Raw genomic sequence first — 18,870 nt, forward strand, 5'->3', positions numbered from 1 at the left:
ACATGAGGGTAAAATAATGAGCATCAAAATGTGTCCGTACTCGAAAGAACTCTTCGATACCGATGACAATATTAGTGAATACGTGTGTGATGACGTTTATCTTAATATTTTTCTCAAATTCGAAGAAGAGGAAGGAGTTGGTATCGAGTATTTTGCCTCACACCCCAATGAGTACAAGAGAAAGCTGAAAAAAAAGAAAGACGATGAGTTACTTGAAATTCTTCGTAGCTGTGGACTCGACGTTTAAAAGATAAGGAGAAAGCTATGAACGACACGATCAAAAAGAAGTGCTTGATGTGCAACGAGGAGTTTTCAGTATCGCGGGACCATTTGTGGAAATTCCTCTGCCCTACCCATACCCAAGAGTTCTATATACCGCTTCGAAGGAACCATTCGTTCCAAAGCGCGTTGCACCTCATCGAGCTCGCAATTCTTCTCGATGACATTGAAATGCTTCGGGATCGGTTTATGGGAAAGCCGCGAGAGGAGCCGAAGGTGAGCGAGGGCTTCAGAAGCGTCGTCGGGACTGCTGAGTGGCAGAAGCTAAAGGAGACAGCGGCGGTGTAGGTGGGGAAGGTGGACCTCCTGAGAAGGGGGTTCACCGTTTCAGATTTCAAATGGCCCGAAGAATGCCGGCAGGTCACCTGCTGCGAAGCGACAACGGCATGATCGAACGCTTCAAAATGTGGCTTGATTCCGGGTGGGGGCACTCACAGGGAGACATTCCGCTCTCGACCACATGCCGTCCTTGGTTTACGAAAGGATTGTATTCTCGCGCTTTCTGAGGGCTCAAGCCAAAAGTTCGCCCAATTTGGGGGAACTTCAATTTAGAAAGTCGAGTAGTTAATATATTGTGTCGCCACAATTCATATCAAAAGGCATAATAAGTAATTTTGTAACTATTTTCGCGTATTCATCAAAAAACCACCTCGTAGCTTTCCCATAGTTTTCTTTATCATCAAATTCCCAGTATGAATAATACTTAACACATTTGACGACCTTCGTTAATTTTCTCGGCGCTAAGCCTTCTTTGATCAACCCATCCATGGTATAAAATCTTTTCATATAGTTGATATGAAGTGACCCCTGCTGCTTATTTTGTTCTTTGGCTATTATTTTTATCAATTCTTCAAATTCATCTATTTTATCTGGTTTTACTTGGAATAATTTGACCTCAGAAAATGTATCAGTCATTTTGTTGACTCCTCTTATTTATTTTAAACCAGAGTTATTTTTTAATATTCTTTGTCTCATATATTTTATTCAAATAAAATTGTTAGTTTTATTATATGCAATTAGCATCAAACAGACAGTCTTCAAGGCCAATTTTTTGATGGCGCCAGGATACAACGAAACCATGGATGTCATCCTCCATATCGGTCCAGGTGATGCAGGGGTATCCGTCCTGTCCATCATGCTGCCAGGATGGGGCCTTTTAAATTTTCAAAAATACAAAATCAGCTTTTCTTCTCCAAAACAATTTTCCCCTCTTCCAGACAGGAGACCTTGAACTCGTCGCCCTGGCTGAAGCCGTAGTTGGCCAGGAGTGTCGGGGACAGACGGAGTCCCGTGCTGGAGAACTTCACGCTTCCAGATGCCACACGAGCATCCATCCCTTCGATCTTGTAGAACTTCTCATCCAGCGTCATCAGCTTCGTGAGATGATTTTTCAGGGTGGTCTTGGGGATATCGAAGGCATCCATGATTTGCTGAGCGGTCTTTCCTTCGGTGATCATGGTGCGAAGTTTCATAGCGTCGAATTTCGATGCGATAGGCATGGGTGAGTCTCCTTGAGTTTGTTCTTCGAATTTTCATGAGGAAGATAACTTAAATTTCATTGATGTCAACTTAGCGTGGCGCTTGTTTCGTTAAAATGAGTTCACTTTTAGAGGTTGAGCTAAAAAAACATCGGCTATTTTCGATTCAGATTTTTCGTCGGATAGAGCTGGCGAAGGTCATCAAATGCTCTTCAAAAACATCGTTGATGACGGTTCTGTCGCTGAAAATAAAAAAATGCAGCAACCTGCATTTTTAACATGTTAAAATAACAAGATTTTACTTTCTTCTCGGTCAGTGCCCACCTCAAGGAATTTCCTGGTCACAGCCGGTTCACACTCCCTGCCTCATGCCCGCCGCGTCAACAAGGTTTCCCGAACGAGCTTTTCAGAGGATGCACCCTAAAAGGGACATATCCCCCCAATCGGGCATGTTCATTTGTATCCCATCGAAAAGGCATCATTCCTCCTTTGTGGCAATGATGCAGATCTGTCGGATAATTGCCAACGACATGAAAGCCCACAAGGTAATGAATAGATGTCTGATCATGCCACCTCCAGTTTTTGAAGTGCACAGGCGTAATTACCCTGTCTGCCAATATATTTCCTTACCTCGGCGCGGACCATTGCAGCCTGGTGTCCCGGATCGAGTGCAAGAACGCCATGGCTTTCGGCGTCTTGATCTCTCCCAGGGCATGCACGGCGGCTTGGGCGATAAAGACGTCCTCCGAGGTTGCTGCCAAAGAGGCGAGAGAGGCGACCGTTCGCTGGTCTTTGAGCTTGCCCCAAAGCAGGGCAGCCAGAATGGGAGTGGTAAACTCTGGATGCCGTAATGCTGCTATAAGCTTCTCCACGAAGGCCTTGCCCTCACAACATTGCTTGATTTCTCTGCCACAGGACGGATATATGGCAATGCCGTCCAGAAGTCCATACCAGCAATGCGGACAATAAAATTGAGGCATACCACACCTCAACTCTGAAGCATAATCCAAATCCTTTACTGACGGTTTCTCACCCAGGGTGAAACCATTTATTCAAAGGCAGCATGATCACCGGCCAACATGGCATCCTTAGAAGTCACTCCAGTAAACAACTGACATTCATGAACCGCGCTCGACAATTTTTCTTCCTGTTCTGGCAGCTTCTGTCTCTTTGATGGTTATATTTCTGTCACGCATTTTCTTAAGGCCCTCGTTAAGATCCTCGGCCATTACCACGATGAGCCGCAGCCGGTCCTCGGACATGGGAACGCTTTCCTCAAGCAAGGCATTCAAATCAAAGGCCCGCCTGAGACTTGCATAGGCCGCCTCCCTGACCACATAAGCGATGTCAGCCCCGGACGCTCCGACAAGATCTTCGATAATTGCCTCCAAATCGACATCCTTGGCCAGCGGAAGCTTTTGGACGTGGATATGGAGGATCTTGCGGCAACCATCACGGTCAGGCGGTGGAATTTCGATAAGCCGGTCGAAGCGGCCAGGACGCAACAGGGCCTGGTCTAGGAGGTCCATTCTGTTCGTGGTGGCCAAAACGGCTACCCGCCCAAGGTCATGGATGCCGTCCAGAATGGTGAGGAGCTGGGTCGTAAACCGGCTGTCGAGACGTAGACTTTCATCGGAAGAGCGTGCTTGGGCGATGGCGTCAATTTCATCGAAAAAAACAACGGCTGGCTGGCTCTTCTGCGCTTCATCGAAGAGGTTGCGGAGGTTCTCCTCCGATTCGCCGTGCCATTTGGTGATAAGCTCCGGCCCACTGACCGAAAAAAAGCGAGCGCCAGACTCGTGGGCCACGGCCCGGGCCAGCAACGTCTTGCCGCACCCCGGCGGTCCATAGAGCAACACTCCACGCGGGGGCGATATGCCAAGGTGGCGTAACACTTCCGGGTGCTTAAGCGGAAGCTCGACGGTTTCCCGCAGAATTCGTATGACTTTGTCCAAACCACCGACGTCAGCGTAAGTCGTGACCGGAATCGCATGTTCGGTATCAGGTGCAGGGTTTGCTGAAGATGCGGCCATGCGGACCGCATGACTTAGGCTAAGTTCTTTGTTTTTGAGCCAGGACGCTGGTGGGCCTGCATCCTTCTCAGGCTCATGAGCAACGGCATCATCCACTCTTGGGGCATTGAAGTACGGGCAAAGAGCAAGGTGCCGTTCGGACGCAGCTTCCCGAAGACGCTTTTTTAAGGCCTCCCGGTCCAACTTTCCATCTTCGCTGAGAAAAGGCCGGACATGCCGCAGGTAGAGACAGCCCCAATCGTAGCCTTGCTGCGACCGGCAATAGGCTACGGCGTCTGGCGCCATGTCGTGGGCCGTAGTGCAATCCAGGATAATCAAGGCGTGCTCGAGATCCTCTCCGGACAGGAGCGCTTCGCCCAGATGGAGGGTCGATCCTGGCTGGTCCTTGACCAAGGCCACCAGGTCGAGCAGCACATCCCGAAATACATCCGCCTCGGCCAGACGCATAGGCAGTTGGACGACGCCTTTTTCCTCCCCCTTTGAGTGAAAGCCGGGTAGGAGGCGCACTAGTCGCAACACACGCTTATCCGCGTCTTCGTCTCCGCTTAGGCGAAATTCGAGAACAAACGGAAGGCTCTTGAGATCAATGCCTGACATCAGGGGACCTGTCGAAAAGCCTCAGCCCGAGGCTCACGAAGCCGCAGCCCCAAACATGGACGATAAGAGGTCTCGAATAATGTACTGAGTTCGCAGGCGCGAAAAAGGACGGCAGGCATCACCGCCAAGGTTCCATCGACAAAAACATTCACGCAGCCGGGGTTGCACGCCCCGGCTACCCTGTCGGGGGGAGTTGTCCCCTCGTCACTCTCGGCTCTGCTCCTGAGCATTTGCGCCTCTCATGCATTGGAAACCATAGAAATAAAAAAAACCGCGTCAGGCGGCGCGGTTTTTTGCTTTGACAAACCCCTACCGCTGCTTTGAACGGTAGGAGTCATCGGCTTCCACAAGCGGTTCAAGGGGGACCCCATCCCCTTTTTTTAAGGTAGATTTTTTCGAACAGACTGTCAAGAACAAACGCCATTGAAAGCAATTCCCATAATACTGTGAAATATGGGCTATCCCTGAAGAGTCGACTACCACTGCCACAGTCGCGCCAACGGCTGACCAAAGCCGCGCCAACGTACGGATTCCAGGCTGAATAAAATAAGAAGACCCCGTTGGCTCTCCGCCAACGAGATCACTTTTTCACAGGGGCTTTTGGAATGATTTTAGGGGGTTAATTCACGCTTGTGGTGTGTCAAGCAAGCGCTCTCCCCCTGAGCTACGGTCCTATAAACAGAATCAGGGAACAGGCTAAATGCCCCAAACTCGTCCCGAAGTCAACCCCAAATCTTTCGTTCCCAAGAAAAAGTTGGGGGCCAAAACCGTTGGCTTCGTTGGCGCGTCGTTGGCTCGGGGTAAGTACGGATTTGGGGTGGGGAGGTCAAGGGGTTTTTACTCAGGGGAGGAGAAAATCGGACGTTGGGGGAGGACGGGAGAATATAAATAATGTGTTATTTAAGTATGTTAACTAAAAATACCAAGGGGTTACGTGGGGAGCAATGTGGACAGATGTCTTTAAGGTTGATAAAATACTTAAATACACAGTTTCAGCACATAGATAGCATATAAATATTAACAACCTTCCTGACATTATTTTTTTCATAGGAAACACATGCCAAGTCGCCCTATCCAACACCAACTAGAAGATCTTTCAAGAACAAAATTCAAGATTACCCTTCCATGCGAATGGGTCTTTCGAGATAAATATAATGATTATGGTATTGATGGCGAAGTCGAGATTTTCGACAAAGACGGTAAATCAACTGGATTATTATTCTTTGTACAGCTTAAAGCAACTCAATCCGCTAATAAAAAACTTGTCAAAACAGTTAAATTCAATGTCGACACATTAAACTACTATCGCTCACTCCCAGTCCCTGTGCTGATCGCTCGATACGACGCGACGAATGATTGTTTTTTAACAATGTGGGCTCACGAAATTGATTTATTTTATGCCATCAAGGCCCAAAAATCAATATCCGTAAGATTCAGAGAAGGGAGTGAATGGGAAGTTCAAGACAAACAAAACATTGTATTTTTTTTAGAAAAACACAGAGCTCTCGCAAAGCAAAATTTACCAATTCCAATCCCGACCATTGTTACAATAGATAAAAAATCTACATTTATAATCAACAATTACACACTCAAAGGTGATATCATCAACAAGCTCGCAGAGCACAATGACATAATCAAGACAACACATGACCATCATGAAGCATTGATCGACATATTGATAAACGCTGAACAAGTTATAGTGCGCGTACTAGGCGATCCACGCTGCACATTCCAATATACGCCGCCAGAAGATAAAATTCTTCTTGTCGAAGAGATAACTGATCTTATCTTAATAGGAATCGCTGGAGCTATAGCCCAGAGAGAAATGAATGATTTAGCTGCTAAAATTATTTTTTCGGGAAACATTAGCGAGAAGGTGTCGAGGAATCTCAATATTTTGCAATTATTTTTGCCTCATCTTCTTAGATCATCTTACTATGACAGCGCGCTAAAATTAATTTCATCGGTCTTACAGGACGACAAATCATGCATTTTGGAATTCATTACCCATACATGCATTTTAATTTCTTTAAATCGTACAAATGAAAAGCAAGCGTCAGCAATTGAATCTTTTTTATTTAATTGTGCAGAAATAAGCAAAACCATCGACAAACAAAAATATGGAACAAATTTATACAACATTGGAAACTTCTACAGAAGCAAGCATTTACCTCGAAAAGCCATTAAATTTTATCTTAGGGCACGGAAATTTCAACCAGCCTACTATAAGCAGGGATATTTTTTTGCAGAACTTGGTGGACTTTTTTTCCATATTAATAAATTTAAAATATCCGCGTCATTCTATAAAAAAGCCCTTGAGATTGAGTCGAAAAAAGATTGGATACCTCTTTATGCTGACGCGCTTATGTTTTGCGGCAACTACCAAGAATCTCTCAACACCTTAGATCCTTACATCAATTCTGAAAAGAACTGTGCGGACGAGTGGGTATTAAAGAATTTCTTTTTAGACAATATCGTAAATAATTTCAAAGTAAAATCACAAGACAGGAATGAGAACCTAGCCAACAAACTTGCCGATATAAGATTGTCAGAAAAAGATGAACTTAGAAAAAAACTTGAAAGTTCGCTTGAATCTGACTTTTTATGCGCTCTCGCCTGGTACAATATCGCACAAAATCACTACCGTGAAGCTGATATTTATAGCGCGGCTGTTTCATTTATATTTTCTTCATTGCTGAGTAGAACTGATGTCGAAGGATGGGTAAATGCTGTATCCTGCCTTCTTAATATCAAAAAACATGACGGCTTAATCATCCACACGATAAAAACAGCATACGCTATAAATAGAGAGTCGTTTCGATCATCACTTTATTCTCGACTAGAAGAAAGCTGTGTCGATAGTTCAAGTATTATTGATGCATTAGAAGCTATCATTACAACATGCGCCACTGACAAAGAAGATGCAGAACTTAGAATTCCAGATGAAGCAGGAAAAATGAATGATATTCTAGGTCTTATTAAAAAAGAATAGTTTTTTATAAAGACCCACGTCACCGTCTTCACAGGACGACACGGGCCTTTTCGCAACTATTCCAAAAAAATTCAGCTAGTTCTAAATTTTCTCAAAGAGAACTTTCCCAGCTTCGGAAGCAGAGAACTTGAAAAATCTTTCGGTCGCAATAAATATTTTTATCCTCAAAACATAATGTAACAATTTATCACTTTATTATAAGTAGTATTTGAGACAAAAGAATCAATATCCACGCGAGCCCAAGAGCTAGAGGGATGAGAACTGAAGGAAATGCACCGTCTTTTCTGATGTTACCCCACCCACCACCGCCACATATTTGAGGACAATTTTTTTTATGATCAGGAGGGAGTTCATCCCATGACTTGACCAGTTCATCAATGGATTTTTCAGCAGCACTTATCCCACGCTTTAACATAAAAGACAAAATAATACCGACGAATGATAAAATGAAACGAGAAAATACCACTAAAAGCGTAAAGCCCGTCGTGGCCTTACAACTTGTGTTTGATTGAGCAACTAGTGTAAAAGCATAGGCAGCAAAGAGAAAGCCATTGACCTGAAGAAGCCAGACAACGCGCTGATTTATCAGGTTGTCTTCATGCTGGATTTGATTCCTTGTGTGTTCATAGAAAAAAGTTATTTTTCCTTTATCACAAGAAACAACATCATCAGGAGTATTACTTTCATTCATTTTTACACTCTCGATTGAGGCCAATGACTATTGCAAAAGCTATGTCTTATGACTAAAATCATCGATACTATCGTTTTATAAATAAGTAAAGACCCACATCACTCCCTCTTCACCGGACGACGTGGGCCATAATGCGCAACTATTCCAAAAAATCCAGCTAGTTCGAAATTTTCTCCAGGACGATTTTTCCGGCTTCAAAGGCAAAAAACTTGAAGCTCTCCCCCTGGTTGAAACCGTAGTCCTTAAGGAAAAACTCTGGAATTTCCAGTAGCTATTCTCACCATCAGCCACCTACATTTTGCAACAAGCTTTGTGCATATTCTATGCATCGATTGTCAATCTTATTGCCAAATTCTTCTTCTAATTCGGCTCGTGAAGGAAGATGATAATCCGATGATCGCTCCCAAACCTCTTTTGACAAATCCTCAGCAGCCTTAATGATGGGATGTGGCGGGATTCTGACCTTGACAATAGAACCACTTTGTGCCGCTAATGCTGTTAAAACCCCGGCTGCTTTAATAGTTAAAGAAAGAGAAAATCTTCCAGCTTTTCGGATGCCTCTCCAAGAATCTTCTTCTAGGGCGCGCAATTCAGCATCATACCACTCAATAATATTTGTACATTTAGGAAAAAATTCTTGCTTATACAATTCTGGTAAAATATTCTCTCTAGCATCACGGGGAGAAATGATAAATATGCGAAGGAGATGTTTGGACGCAGTGATAAAATCATTGCGCAATGCACATATATAGGCTAGCCCATGATTGGCTCTTGCCATTAAATATTTATTTGTTACATCGCCAGTCTTAAGACTTGGGTCTAGCGATGTGTTTTTCAATAAATTATCTTCAGCGAATCGCAACCTCACTTCTTTTGTCTCATTATTCTGAGCTGTAATGGCGTCTCCTATAGCCTCAAAAGCGGCTCCCATCTCTCGAAGTATAAGTTGATCAAGTGATTTCTTAATATGCTTTATTTCGTTTAGTTGTTGTGTCTTTTTCTTCAAGTCAACGACAATCTTAGCAACCTTGAGTAAAGAAAGAGCCGTTTCAAGTTCGATGCTCATACGTTCCCCTGCCTATTCTGTTCGGTCTCCCCTACTATTCCATTTCCTCTCATGCTTTGACCACACTGAGCATAATTTATTCAACAACCTAACGCAGGCTCAACAATTTTATAGAATACATATTGCATACGTCCCAACTCTATGGGAATAGACGAAACCGTCAATCAAAAACGGTACGTCACTATATGACATAAATTATTTGCCACGAGATCTCTTAGCAAGGGATTTATCTCGTCGGATAATTGACAAGTTAAATTAACATATTATTCTCGAATTTTTTTATAAGATGAATTATGCCACCAGCAACACCAGCCACTGCTACACCGCCAAGAAATACTGGGTTGATGGCAGCTACAGCAGCAAAGCCACTTCCAATTAATCCTAAAGCGCCTGAAGTGCCAATAGCTCCAGACACAGCACTAGCACCAGTTACAATAGCTCCGCCGATTGAAGCAATGGTTTCAGTTGCTATGATGGCAGTGGCTACACCTGTAGCAACACCACCTCCCGTTTCTTCAGGGAATTCCTTACCTAACTCGCGAGTTGCATGCAGAAGATGATGCACTAAATGGTTCATTATGTCCTTCAAAAGGAAGTTCAATAATTAGTTCCATCACTGAGTAATGGCATCAAAGCCTCGCAACAGAAAACAAGCAAGCAAGAGACCTGTATCGCTTTTACACGTTAACAACTACCCAATGCACCCCGCCAATACAAGATAACCTTAAATTTCAGGGCTTACCTTTTTATATTGATCACCAAGTCTATATATCATACTCCTGAAAATAAAAACAAGCCCACGTCACCCCTCTTCACAGGACGACGTGGGCCTATCTGCACAATATTCCTGACAAACTAGCTGGCTAGATTTTTTCCAGGACAATTTTCCCGGCTCAGGAGCAGAAAACTTGAAGCTCTCCCCAGGGTTGAACCCGTAGTTGGCCAATAGACACAAATTAATGTCATTTCTAAGCACAATTTTATTGCACAAATCACCGAACATCACTCAGGATCAAATTCACAGGGAGACATTATTATACCTGGGGCCAACCGGTATTGCTCTTTCTGTTCCTCGATGCACTCTAAATATTTTTTTGTAGCCCTATTTCTTTTAACTTGTTGTTGTAATACAGATGATTCAACTTCCAAGACTTTTCCAACCCCATATTGGATATTGTTCATCGCCTGACCAATAACGGTGGTTAGCTGCTGCAGCCTATTGTTCGCAAGGTCATTAACGGTACTTTTTATCACTTCATTCGAATGACCAATTTCAGATAATTCTTTTTTTAGTATTTTATTTAGATTTTCAATGTTTTCTTTTTCCTTTTCATATGTGCCGACAAGATCGTTCCCGACTTTTTCAATATGACCATTGACAAGCTCGATATTTTTATTGAGTGCAGAGACGCTATCATCTATTTTTAAAATTTTAGTCAAAGTACTCTTTGCTTGTAGTTCCACAGATGCTATCAGATCGTTTTGTTTATTTTTTTCTGATTGATCTACAGTTACCCGAAGGGCGCTTACGTATATCAATATGCATGTAACAGGAATTGCCAAACATAAAGTTACAATTTTTGCAACTTTTTCAGTTCCCCAATGTGAAGCACAAAAACTCCATGCGACAAGTGCTTGCGCCAAAATGATGCTAAAGACCGGATCTAAAAAAATATTTTTCATTATTCATTGCCCCCTGCGTGGTATCTTATTCTAATACTTCTTACAGGCAAACAAATAAAGACCCACGTCACCCCTCTTCCCAGGACAACGTGGGCCATAATGTGCAACTTTCCAAAAAAATGCTAGCTACTTCTTCTCCAGCACTATCTTGCCCTCTTCCAAGCTGGAGACCTTGAACTCGTCGCCCTGCTTGAAGCCGTAGTTGGCCAGGAGCGTCGGGGACAGACGGAGACCGTTCTTCGAGAACTTGGCAGCACCCGACCTGAACGTTCTTCCTGATTGTTATATCCCCATGATAAATTACCTTTACTGAGGAAATTATTCATGTGAATTTATTCTATCAAGATCAGATTGAGTGATTATCTCGTGAGACTCAGCCCAGTCTTGCAAAGAATCGAACAACCAAGCTCGGCGCTTCCAATGAATTTTATTTGTCCTCTTATTTATAACACATGGCTTTATCATTACAGCATCTTTTGCAACTGATTGCATTACTTCCTTGAGAATAATATCCTTAATTTTTTCAAACTCATCGCTGTCTACAATAAATATGGGCCGAACATGAACCCCACCACTATTTTTACGAAGAATTTTAAAACCAAGCCCAAGTTTTCTACAGGGAATGGCTAGATCGATTAGTTTCTTTTTAAGATCACATAAATCTAATTTTTCAATATTCCCAGAAATAATAACTCCAATCATAACAAGATCTATCTTAATTGCAATAGCTGCATATGCACTAATATTAGCTAGCCGAGTTAGAGTGTCAGACACGACAGCCTTGTCAACGGTATAGCCATGCGATGGGACATGCCAATGGAAGTGGTTTGCCGTCTGTTTAATAATGAATGTCAACACACTTACTTTATTATCTTTTTCAGGAATGTCGTCGGCTGTAACCACGTACCCCTTCTTTTTCAGTACTTGCATTATTGACATGCAGAATTCGTTGTTATTCATAACTTCCTCCCGAATATCCAGAGAGATGGTGATGTTCCCACAACGAGATAAAAGTTGGCATATAGTTAAGATGATTATATATGTTTAACGTTGCCCCCCCGACTGCATAAATTTTTTGCATTTAGGAGATGGATATTTTTCACCCTTCAACACTGCAAAATTACGGGAGTCCCAGTTTAAGCAGTGGTTCATTCGTGATCACTAGGCATTACCTAAATCTGATCTCGCAATATCTTTAACGATAAAATGAAATGCTTTTTTCCCACCTTTTTTAATCTCGCTCGGCAGCAAAGACAGGAGCAATTGCTTTAGTGAACTTCCTACAATGTTCACCCCCAGTGAATCACTACCCCCCCACGCGGGATCTTTTGCTTCATTCTTTTTAGCAAATTTTATTATTTTTTCAAAAAATATTTGAACATTTGTTATTGCGCCATCCGCTATTGCATCTTCAAGCGTAACTGCTATAGCCGATGTAAAGTCAAGTACTGCTAAATCGAGGTCTTGGTCATAACGTACATTCAATAAGATAAGATCAGTGCCACCACTATAGCTCCAGCATGTGTTAAATTCAAATTTTGATACAGTTTCCGTAAAAACGGAGACTTCGAAGGCTGGACGATGGCTATAGGTAAATCATATACAAAAAAAATCTATATTTTTAGCCGATCGATGGTGCCAATAACTAAGATTCGGCATGAGCTGCTCTTGTACAAGTTGCAACTCTGGTCGACCAAAAATCAATCCAACCAACTGAACAGTGCCATACGGTGCAGAAGTCTCTTTAAACATTGTCGTTAGTTTTGAAATTATTCCTTTATAAGTCAAACATTTTTCTGAAACAGCACCCCCTCCTCCGCAAGAGCCCTCTTCACCATCCCCTGTAACAACTCGCTTCATACAGACCTCTAAAGTAGCTTTTATTGGGCTTTCCAAAATAAAATTCTTTTACCTCTTACTCCGTGCCCCCCCCGACCAGTTTTCATATAGGACAATCCTACAAACAAATATAGACCCACGCCAACCAATTTTCCCGGACGACGTGGGCCTTTTCACAGAACTATCCGAAATTCTAGCTACTTCTTTTCCAGCACGATTTTTCCTTCTTCCAAGCAGGAGACCTTGAACTCATCCCCCTGCTTAAACCCGTAGTTGGCCAGGAGCGTCGGAGACAGACGGAGACCCGTACCAGAAAACTTCACGCTCCCAGATGCCACACGAGCATCCATCCCTTCGATCTTGTAAAACTTCTCATCCAGCGTCATAAGCTTCGTGAGATGGTTTTTCAGGGTGGTCTTGGGAATATCGAAGGCATCCATGATTTGCTGAGCGGTCTTTCCTTCGGTGATCATCGTGCGAAGTTTCATCGCGTCAAATTTCGATGCGATAGGCATAGGGGAGACTCCTTAAGGTTTTGATGTCGTAGTTTCAGATAAGAGCGTATCTCAAAAACAAAGGATGTCAACAGAAGTTGTGTGAAAGCTGATTAATCATTTTTAACGGCAAAAGATGCAGTATCCTCGAATAGGGCAAATACGTGCAGGTCAAAAACGCTAAAAAACGCGTATTTGGAAATATATTGAATTACAACTAGATAGCTGTGCCACCCAGCTCTACCCTCTCCCGGACTAGTGATAGGGCTGTTTCAGCGGCATTGGCACTGATCGGGACTGAAAAATCGCAGGATCCTGCCAATGGAAGCTACTTTTTCTCGCTGATTACAGCAAAATTGAGCTACTTCACGAAATTCCAGGGAATGAGCAAACTGGCCTTTGTGTCGCTGATTCTGCCCGAGGAGACCGATTTGACTGCCCAATTTGGTGAAAATCAAAAGATGAAGGAACCTGCATTTCTGAACTAGCTTAAATAGCAGCACTTTCACCAAGAAAGCAGTCGAAGCCCTCCCTGGGGGATATTGGGGCTTGGACTTTTCCCCCGGACACCCCTCCCCTGCCCTCTACCGGGCTCCTCCTGGGACTTTTTCCTAGAGCTCCCCCATTGGACTTCCCATGGGCCAAAATCCCAGGAAATCGCGTCCTACACCCAATGTCCTTTTTCCATAGGGCTGTTTCCATAACCCCACAAGTCCCCGTGACCACCTTCCCCGCCCCAGGGTATCCTTGTTTCTAAACAGCAAAAGGATACATCATGGACAAGAACAAGCCCGATAAACTCACGTTGAAGGACGAGATAATTACCGCATTTCGTCCTATAGAGCAGCTCTTCCAGATTATGGATTCCACTTCCGTCGAGCTTTATGGGGAGTTAACGCGCTCATACTCGGAAGTCGGCATCACACTGTGTAAAAATTTCCGTCAACGTCTCGATGCTCTTTTAGACATGCAAAGCGGAGGTAGCTCAGATGAGTAACGACAAAGCTTTTGGAAACCTCATCTACAGCTACACCAGGGCACAGGCCATCGCTGACGGTGTCCTTATCGACGTCACTGACGAGGCCAAAGCCCACGGTTTCAAAATCCCTGTCGCCATCACCGATCATCTTTTCCACGGCTATGTCGCTTTTGTTCCTAAAGAATTAAACTCTCAGGGACAAAGCGTGACTGGCCGGCTCCATGATCTGCTGACACTGGCGATGATCGCGGCCCGGACAAGCAAAGGGACCGACCGAGCGTACTTCAAAATCGCGTTTCTGATGGCACCAGGCAGGACAGAAACCGTCCAAATCATCGCCCATATCGGTCCCGGTGACATCGCTGAACCAGTCCTGACGATCATGCTGCCCGAGGACGACTGATCCAGCTACCGAAAAAGGGTCTGGGCCATGCTGAAAAAGGTACGCAACCGATCTTCATCCGCTGTTTCGATCTGCCGGATCAGGATCGCTCGTAGCTCCTCCGGTGCCAACCGGAATTCCTCCAGACTGAACAGTTCCGCCATAGGAATGTCCAGGGCCTTGGCCAGCTGCTCGATGCTGGTCAGGGACGGATTACGCCGGCCACGTTCGATCTCTCCAATGTACTGGAGGGATAGACCGGACAGGTCCGCCAGCTTTTCCTGGGTGATGTCTCTGGCGCGACGTATCGATTTGATTTTCTTCCCGAAAAGGTCTTGTACGCTGTCCATGCCATTCCTCCGCTAGTGTAGAGGATATGGCAATGATTCTGGTTACATAACAAATGATCGGCTGGTTAATTTACAAATTATAGCAACTAAAGTTATTAATTGCTCCTGCAGAAAACAACCTTAACCAGGAAAAGTACGAGGTTTGCCATGAAAACCAGGTTGATCGGTGCCGCCGTTGTCGCGCTTGCCCTCCTCTCCCCTGCCCCGGGACTGGCTGAGGACAACATCAAGTACAGCCAGTGCCTGAATACGTTCAAGGAAAAGGATGGGATTCAGACTGGAACGATCGTCAAAATGGCGACCGGAGAAGTCTTTGAAACTCTAGGAAGCGCTTTCAGCTACGACAAGGACTTAAATAGCCCGCTGTGTACGATTATCAAGGACAGACGGCACTACTACTTACTCGTCAGCGGTGTCGGAAGGAAGATTCTGGTTCGGAGGCTGAATTAAAATGAACAGAGTTGTTGTTTGTTTGCTTATCCTACTGGTGTTGCCGTTACCCTGCTTTGCTCAAAGAAGCACGGAACCGTTGAACTTTCGGGGCATCGAATGGGATACCTACTACTCTGCGATTCCAGGAATGACAAAGCAATATTCAAGAAATAAGAAGATCGACATTTTCAAGAAATCCGGTGACGAAATGGCTATCGGTGACTGCAAACTCGACACGTTGACTTACGAAGGCTTCAACGGAAGGATTTACAAAGTAAACATGACTTTTTCTTCCTGCAATCCAGGACAAGTTTTTAACATGTTCAAGCAGAAGTATGGAGAATGTACTTCTGTAGAAGATTCCTTGGATCAATATATAGGGACTTGGAATTGGAAACGCGTAAAATTGGTTTTCTTTATTGATGTGGATTCTTTTGCTTCTGAGATTACGTATACGTATAAGATAACGGAGAGAGAATACGAGACGTATCTGAAAGAGAAAGCAGGAGCGAAGAAGGATCAGTTTTAACGGCAAAATTAATACTGAAGTTAACTCTATGAAAAACAATCCTACTCGTAGCGAACTTTTCCTTGCCATTTATCAGAACTCGCAACTCGAAAATATCCGTGAAGCCATAGCGATCTCTAGAGCTGAGATTGTAATTGAAAATACGGCTTATGATATCAATGGCGAGTTCATCCCAGACAGCTTTACTATTTACAGAAAGTCAGCGGATGCAAATATTGCGGGTTTTGGTGATGCATTCGCACACATCATCGGAGTTGATCTTCCCCGTGGCCCCATAGATACATCGAAATTGCCGAAAACGACTCCAGGACTGAAGGAAGTGCTCAGTAAAATCCATTTTGACGAAGAATAACGGCAAGTTCCGTCAGTATGGTTCGACATGCCACGCAGTAATTCTATACGATTTTCAGATGAATTAGCTGCGATGCGCTTTGAGCCAAGTGGTGGAAGATTGTCTAGAAATAGCTACTTTTTGCCAGTTAGTGGGAAACCGAAAAGTCTTACTCCGGCATTTTGAGCACCTGCTGTCGAAAATAGGGGCTGAAGTGGGAAACCAATGCTTACATTGCCACCTGATAAGCAAATCCGCTCAAGAAAAACTTATGGATGCAACTGAAAATCGGGTTTAATAATAACTATAGGTTGTCTACCCAGCATCGCAAAAGCATTCGCATCACCGGTCAACCTCAAAGAATCACCTTTACCAAAGTTATCATCTGCTATTTTATTAGTAATAGCTCGATACTTCGCCTCATCTTCTTTAGTCTTGAAAACTTGCTTCCCAAAATAAAGAGGGATATACAATTTTACCCCTTCTTTTTCGAGAACATAACAATACAGCTCTTTAGCGTTTGCCATATCATATCCAAATTCGACTATCTGCGTTAGCAATGTATCTCTCGCAAGCAACGGCGCAAATTTTTGCCTGGCCCTATCAACGTCAAATTGAGCAATTTCCACAAATTTTACTTGTGAATTAACAAACTTTGCACTAGCAGGCATCATATCCTTCCCATAATATTCATAAGAATAATCGTTCTCTTCAAGACCATTCAACACGCCAACCAAACGGTTAGCGGAGGAACACAGTGTATCTCCAGAGGCTGCATCATTGATAGAATACGCTGCCAAAAGCCCCATTCTACCTTTTGAGTTAGCATTGTTAAATACATCAACATTAACTATCCAATCTGGAGAATCCAAAAAACTAGACTGCGACATCGAGTCCTCACCGGCAAGCACACCAGAGAACAGCACTTTATCATTCTTCGATGTGAATGCCGCCTCATTTATAACATCTTTCCTAAGATGCAAATGATATGAATGCTTCCCATGCTTTACAATAACAACCCCAGAACTATCAACAGACTGCACCAACCCCGCAAAACTTTCTAAGTTCAACTTCTCATTTTTAAACTTTTTTATTTCAATATCAAGGACTTTGTCTGCATTCCTTATTTTATTTTCGGCACGTTTTGCTGCGAACTCATTTTTTGCAGCATCTTTCTCTTTTTTAAATTCTTCTACCTTAGCATCAACCATCTTCTTCAAATTTTGGAACAGAGATTCAAATTGCTTCTGGTTATCATTAACGGAAATATCCTCTTCACGAGGGCCACTTCCACAAGAGGCTAGCAGAACACACAAGGAGAAGAGCAGGACGGACAACTTCATGAACAATACCATCCTTCAAGTACAAATTTAATGGCCCGATTCGCACACTTTGCTTCTCGAGCGGGCACAAATTTCTTATGCGACATAGCTATCGATTGCAACTATTTAAAATTTTACGCATCCGCACTACAGCACATTGATCTCGATTTCATTCCTCGCTATGGACATTGATGCGGCTGATTTTCCCAAGGCCCCTCCTTATCCCCTCCCCTCATCCAGATATTTGTCAGTGTTTCTTGGAAAATTCAGAAAGTAAAGGGCGTACCGCCAGGATGCTCGAAAATGCAGGAAGCTGCGTCCAACAGCATATGCCAATTTGCACACCTCGCACGACTACAACTAGATGCAGGACAACTTGAATGGCGACGAAGAATCCCAAGATTCCTCTTGATGACACTGACCGTCTCAAGAAAGCTGCGTTCTGGTACTGGGAGTACATGCGTAGAAATGAATTATACCGACGCTATTGCAATGTACTTGAGAAATACCATGATTATTTCAGAGCGATTGGCGTTTTTGAATTTATGCAGTCAAAAGAATATTTAGACGAGATGATGGAATACCTTTCCACTCATGAAGATTCTCTTGACCTTAAATATACTCCCTTCAGAAGACGATTAGACTATGAGCACGGAGATGAAGCTGGCCATCGATACTTCAAATACGGCTTCCTTTCCTGTGGTTTTGAAATGAAATTTGGCCGTATTTACAAGCACTATTCTGACGGATTAAACACATCTAACGCCCTTCACCAACAGTTGAGTGGAGAAAATATTTCTTTTGAGACATCAGACACCGCAGACATATCAGCACTCACAAAACTCAATGGATCATGGCTCGTTTTCGTTGACGACGATATGCCAAATAATTTCTTATATGATCTCGAACGCTCAAAGTCCATTACCCTCGACCCCAAAGGTGTTTTAAATGAACCGACAAAAGTTGGGCTCGATGTCCATGCGCTTAATCTCATAAACAAAGCCGTGGAAAGCGTTTTTGAAAAACAAAAAGTTGACATTGAAACACTACAATCCGTTTACAAGAGAAATTTATCGGGGAAATACATCTTTAGCTCAGACATAATGCGCTTATCCATGCTTTGGGTATGGGATAAGGCCCATGAAGACGACCGATCAGCGCCACTTCCCTTTGACGAGGTTTACCCGCTCCTGAAGTCTGAAATTGAACGTGCCGGCATCCCCGAAGGAGGATGGGATCAAATCCTCACCCGCAAAAAGCGCATGGCCGAGTACTACGACGCCACAATCTTTTGTGTCAAAAATTGTACGATAACATCTTTAAATAAATAACTTTTCCGTCTTTCCTCTTCTCTGCCAAAAGCTGTTTCTACCTTTTGGCGGGCCAGCGAACG

The 18,870-nt window shown here is 43.6% G+C and carries 24 protein-coding genes, 1 pseudogene and 1 riboswitch; of the genes and pseudogenes, 10 read left to right on the plus strand and 15 right to left on the minus strand.

Annotated features, from left to right (window positions below):
• Nucleotides 1-16 precede the first annotated feature (16 nt).
• Nucleotides 17-247: a hypothetical protein gene (locus DESFRDRAFT_RS03955; RefSeq protein WP_005991330.1), complete on the plus strand. Its 231-nt coding sequence runs from the start codon at nucleotides 17-19 to the stop codon at nucleotides 245-247.
• Nucleotides 248-264: 17 nt separating this feature from the next.
• Nucleotides 265-567, plus strand: a complete 303-nt coding sequence (locus DESFRDRAFT_RS03960) for a hypothetical protein (RefSeq protein ID WP_005991332.1) — start codon at nucleotides 265-267, stop codon at nucleotides 565-567.
• 276 nt (nucleotides 568-843) lie between these two features.
• Here DESFRDRAFT_RS03960 and DESFRDRAFT_RS03965 read toward each other — a convergent pair whose 3' ends face one another.
• From DESFRDRAFT_RS03965 to DESFRDRAFT_RS03980, 4 genes are all read right to left on the minus strand, one after another.
• Nucleotides 844-1,194: a hypothetical protein gene (locus tag DESFRDRAFT_RS03965; RefSeq protein ID WP_005991334.1), complete on the minus strand. Its 351-nt coding sequence runs from the start codon at nucleotides 1,192-1,194 to the stop codon at nucleotides 844-846.
• 263 nt (nucleotides 1,195-1,457) lie between these two features.
• Entirely contained in the window at nucleotides 1,458-1,778 is a 321-nt protein-coding gene (locus DESFRDRAFT_RS03970) for a helix-turn-helix domain-containing protein (RefSeq protein WP_005991335.1), read from the minus strand.
• A gap of 605 nt (nucleotides 1,779-2,383) precedes the next feature.
• Entirely contained in the window at nucleotides 2,384-2,737 is a 354-nt protein-coding gene (locus DESFRDRAFT_RS03975; protein WP_005991337.1) for a HEAT repeat domain-containing protein, read from the minus strand.
• Between the two features lie 138 nt (nucleotides 2,738-2,875).
• Nucleotides 2,876-4,387 (minus strand): ATP-binding protein, encoded by a 1,512-nt coding sequence (locus DESFRDRAFT_RS03980; protein WP_005991339.1) that lies wholly within the window; start codon nucleotides 4,385-4,387, stop codon nucleotides 2,876-2,878.
• A 321-nt stretch (nucleotides 4,388-4,708) separates the two neighbouring features.
• Nucleotides 4,709-4,771: riboswitch (Fluoride riboswitch) on the minus strand.
• Between the two features lie 673 nt (nucleotides 4,772-5,444).
• Between DESFRDRAFT_RS03980 and DESFRDRAFT_RS21035 the strand changes: the two genes are divergently transcribed.
• Nucleotides 5,445-7,379 carry a DUF4365 domain-containing protein gene (locus DESFRDRAFT_RS21035; RefSeq protein WP_005991342.1) on the plus strand — a complete coding sequence of 645 codons (1,935 nt, stop codon included), beginning with the start codon at nucleotides 5,445-5,447 and terminating at the stop codon, nucleotides 7,377-7,379.
• 187 nt (nucleotides 7,380-7,566) lie between these two features.
• Here the strand turns inward: DESFRDRAFT_RS21035 and DESFRDRAFT_RS21810 are convergent, their stop codons facing one another.
• The 9 genes and pseudogenes from DESFRDRAFT_RS21810 to DESFRDRAFT_RS03985 form a co-directional block, all read right to left on the minus strand.
• Nucleotides 7,567-8,070 (minus strand): hypothetical protein, encoded by a 504-nt coding sequence (locus tag DESFRDRAFT_RS21810; RefSeq protein WP_005991344.1) that lies wholly within the window; start codon nucleotides 8,068-8,070, stop codon nucleotides 7,567-7,569.
• A gap of 283 nt (nucleotides 8,071-8,353) precedes the next feature.
• Nucleotides 8,354-9,136: a hypothetical protein gene (locus DESFRDRAFT_RS21815; protein ID WP_005991345.1), complete on the minus strand. Its 783-nt coding sequence runs from the start codon at nucleotides 9,134-9,136 to the stop codon at nucleotides 8,354-8,356.
• A 250-nt stretch (nucleotides 9,137-9,386) separates the two neighbouring features.
• Entirely contained in the window at nucleotides 9,387-9,713 is a 327-nt protein-coding gene (locus tag DESFRDRAFT_RS21820; RefSeq protein WP_144004909.1) for a hypothetical protein, read from the minus strand.
• Nucleotides 9,714-10,138: 425 nt separating this feature from the next.
• Entirely contained in the window at nucleotides 10,139-10,819 is a 681-nt protein-coding gene (locus tag DESFRDRAFT_RS21825) for a hypothetical protein (RefSeq protein ID WP_005991347.1), read from the minus strand.
• A 126-nt stretch (nucleotides 10,820-10,945) separates the two neighbouring features.
• A pseudogene (locus DESFRDRAFT_RS22835) lies at nucleotides 10,946-11,080 on the minus strand (ArsR family transcriptional regulator); the annotation flags it as partial.
• 57 nt (nucleotides 11,081-11,137) lie between these two features.
• Complete coding sequence (locus DESFRDRAFT_RS21830; protein ID WP_005991349.1) at nucleotides 11,138-11,779, minus strand: hypothetical protein; 642 nt, start codon at nucleotides 11,777-11,779, stop codon at nucleotides 11,138-11,140.
• Between the two features lie 201 nt (nucleotides 11,780-11,980).
• Complete coding sequence (locus DESFRDRAFT_RS21835; protein ID WP_144004910.1) at nucleotides 11,981-12,304, minus strand: hypothetical protein; 324 nt, start codon at nucleotides 12,302-12,304, stop codon at nucleotides 11,981-11,983.
• Between the two features lie 111 nt (nucleotides 12,305-12,415).
• Nucleotides 12,416-12,679, minus strand: a complete 264-nt coding sequence (locus DESFRDRAFT_RS21840) for a hypothetical protein (RefSeq protein WP_144004911.1) — start codon at nucleotides 12,677-12,679, stop codon at nucleotides 12,416-12,418.
• A 176-nt stretch (nucleotides 12,680-12,855) separates the two neighbouring features.
• Complete coding sequence (locus DESFRDRAFT_RS03985; protein WP_005991351.1) at nucleotides 12,856-13,173, minus strand: helix-turn-helix domain-containing protein; 318 nt, start codon at nucleotides 13,171-13,173, stop codon at nucleotides 12,856-12,858.
• 206 nt (nucleotides 13,174-13,379) lie between these two features.
• Here DESFRDRAFT_RS03985 and DESFRDRAFT_RS21845 point away from each other — a divergent pair, with 206 nt between their 5' ends.
• The 3 genes from DESFRDRAFT_RS21845 (at nucleotide 13,380) to DESFRDRAFT_RS03995 (ending at nucleotide 14,534) form a co-directional block, all read left to right on the plus strand.
• Complete coding sequence (locus tag DESFRDRAFT_RS21845; RefSeq protein WP_144004912.1) at nucleotides 13,380-13,640, plus strand: hypothetical protein; 261 nt, start codon at nucleotides 13,380-13,382, stop codon at nucleotides 13,638-13,640.
• Between the two features lie 287 nt (nucleotides 13,641-13,927).
• Complete coding sequence (locus tag DESFRDRAFT_RS03990) at nucleotides 13,928-14,149, plus strand: hypothetical protein (RefSeq protein WP_005991352.1); 222 nt, start codon at nucleotides 13,928-13,930, stop codon at nucleotides 14,147-14,149.
• On the plus strand, nucleotides 14,142-14,534 hold the full coding sequence (locus DESFRDRAFT_RS03995) for a DUF6573 family protein (protein WP_005991354.1): 393 nt from the start codon (nucleotides 14,142-14,144) through the stop codon (nucleotides 14,532-14,534). Before DESFRDRAFT_RS03990 ends, DESFRDRAFT_RS03995 begins: the two co-directional genes overlap by 8 nt.
• Nucleotides 14,535-14,539: 5 nt before the next feature.
• Here DESFRDRAFT_RS03995 and DESFRDRAFT_RS04000 read toward each other — a convergent pair whose 3' ends face one another.
• On the minus strand, nucleotides 14,540-14,863 hold the full coding sequence (locus DESFRDRAFT_RS04000) for a helix-turn-helix domain-containing protein (protein ID WP_005991356.1): 324 nt from the start codon (nucleotides 14,861-14,863) through the stop codon (nucleotides 14,540-14,542).
• 147 nt (nucleotides 14,864-15,010) lie between these two features.
• Between DESFRDRAFT_RS04000 and DESFRDRAFT_RS04005 the strand changes: the two genes are divergently transcribed.
• The 3 genes from DESFRDRAFT_RS04005 to DESFRDRAFT_RS21850 are packed head-to-tail and all read left to right on the plus strand — an operon-like array spanning nucleotide 15,011 to nucleotide 16,176.
• On the plus strand, nucleotides 15,011-15,313 hold the full coding sequence (locus DESFRDRAFT_RS04005) for a hypothetical protein (protein ID WP_005991358.1): 303 nt from the start codon (nucleotides 15,011-15,013) through the stop codon (nucleotides 15,311-15,313).
• Between the two features lies 1 nt (nucleotide 15,314).
• Nucleotides 15,315-15,824, plus strand: a complete 510-nt coding sequence (locus DESFRDRAFT_RS04010; protein WP_005991360.1) for a hypothetical protein — start codon at nucleotides 15,315-15,317, stop codon at nucleotides 15,822-15,824.
• Between the two features lie 28 nt (nucleotides 15,825-15,852).
• The gene (locus tag DESFRDRAFT_RS21850) at nucleotides 15,853-16,176 is read left to right on the plus strand and encodes a hypothetical protein (protein WP_144004913.1); all 324 of its coding nucleotides are present in this window, start codon (nucleotides 15,853-15,855) and stop codon (nucleotides 16,174-16,176) included.
• A gap of 248 nt (nucleotides 16,177-16,424) precedes the next feature.
• Here the strand turns inward: DESFRDRAFT_RS21850 and DESFRDRAFT_RS21855 are convergent, their stop codons facing one another.
• A complete protein-coding gene (locus DESFRDRAFT_RS21855; RefSeq protein ID WP_005991363.1) occupies nucleotides 16,425-17,498 on the minus strand; it encodes a hypothetical protein in 1,074 nt (357 codons plus the stop codon).
• A gap of 359 nt (nucleotides 17,499-17,857) precedes the next feature.
• On the opposite strand from DESFRDRAFT_RS21855, the gene DESFRDRAFT_RS21045 reads away from it, so the two are divergent.
• A complete protein-coding gene (locus DESFRDRAFT_RS21045; RefSeq protein ID WP_005991365.1) occupies nucleotides 17,858-18,808 on the plus strand; it encodes a hypothetical protein in 951 nt (316 codons plus the stop codon).
• Nucleotides 18,809-18,870 lie beyond the last annotated feature (62 nt).

Source organism: Solidesulfovibrio fructosivorans JJ] (assembly GCF_000179555.1).
Taxonomy (GTDB): Bacteria; Desulfobacterota; Desulfovibrionia; order Desulfovibrionales; family Desulfovibrionaceae; genus Solidesulfovibrio; species Solidesulfovibrio fructosivorans.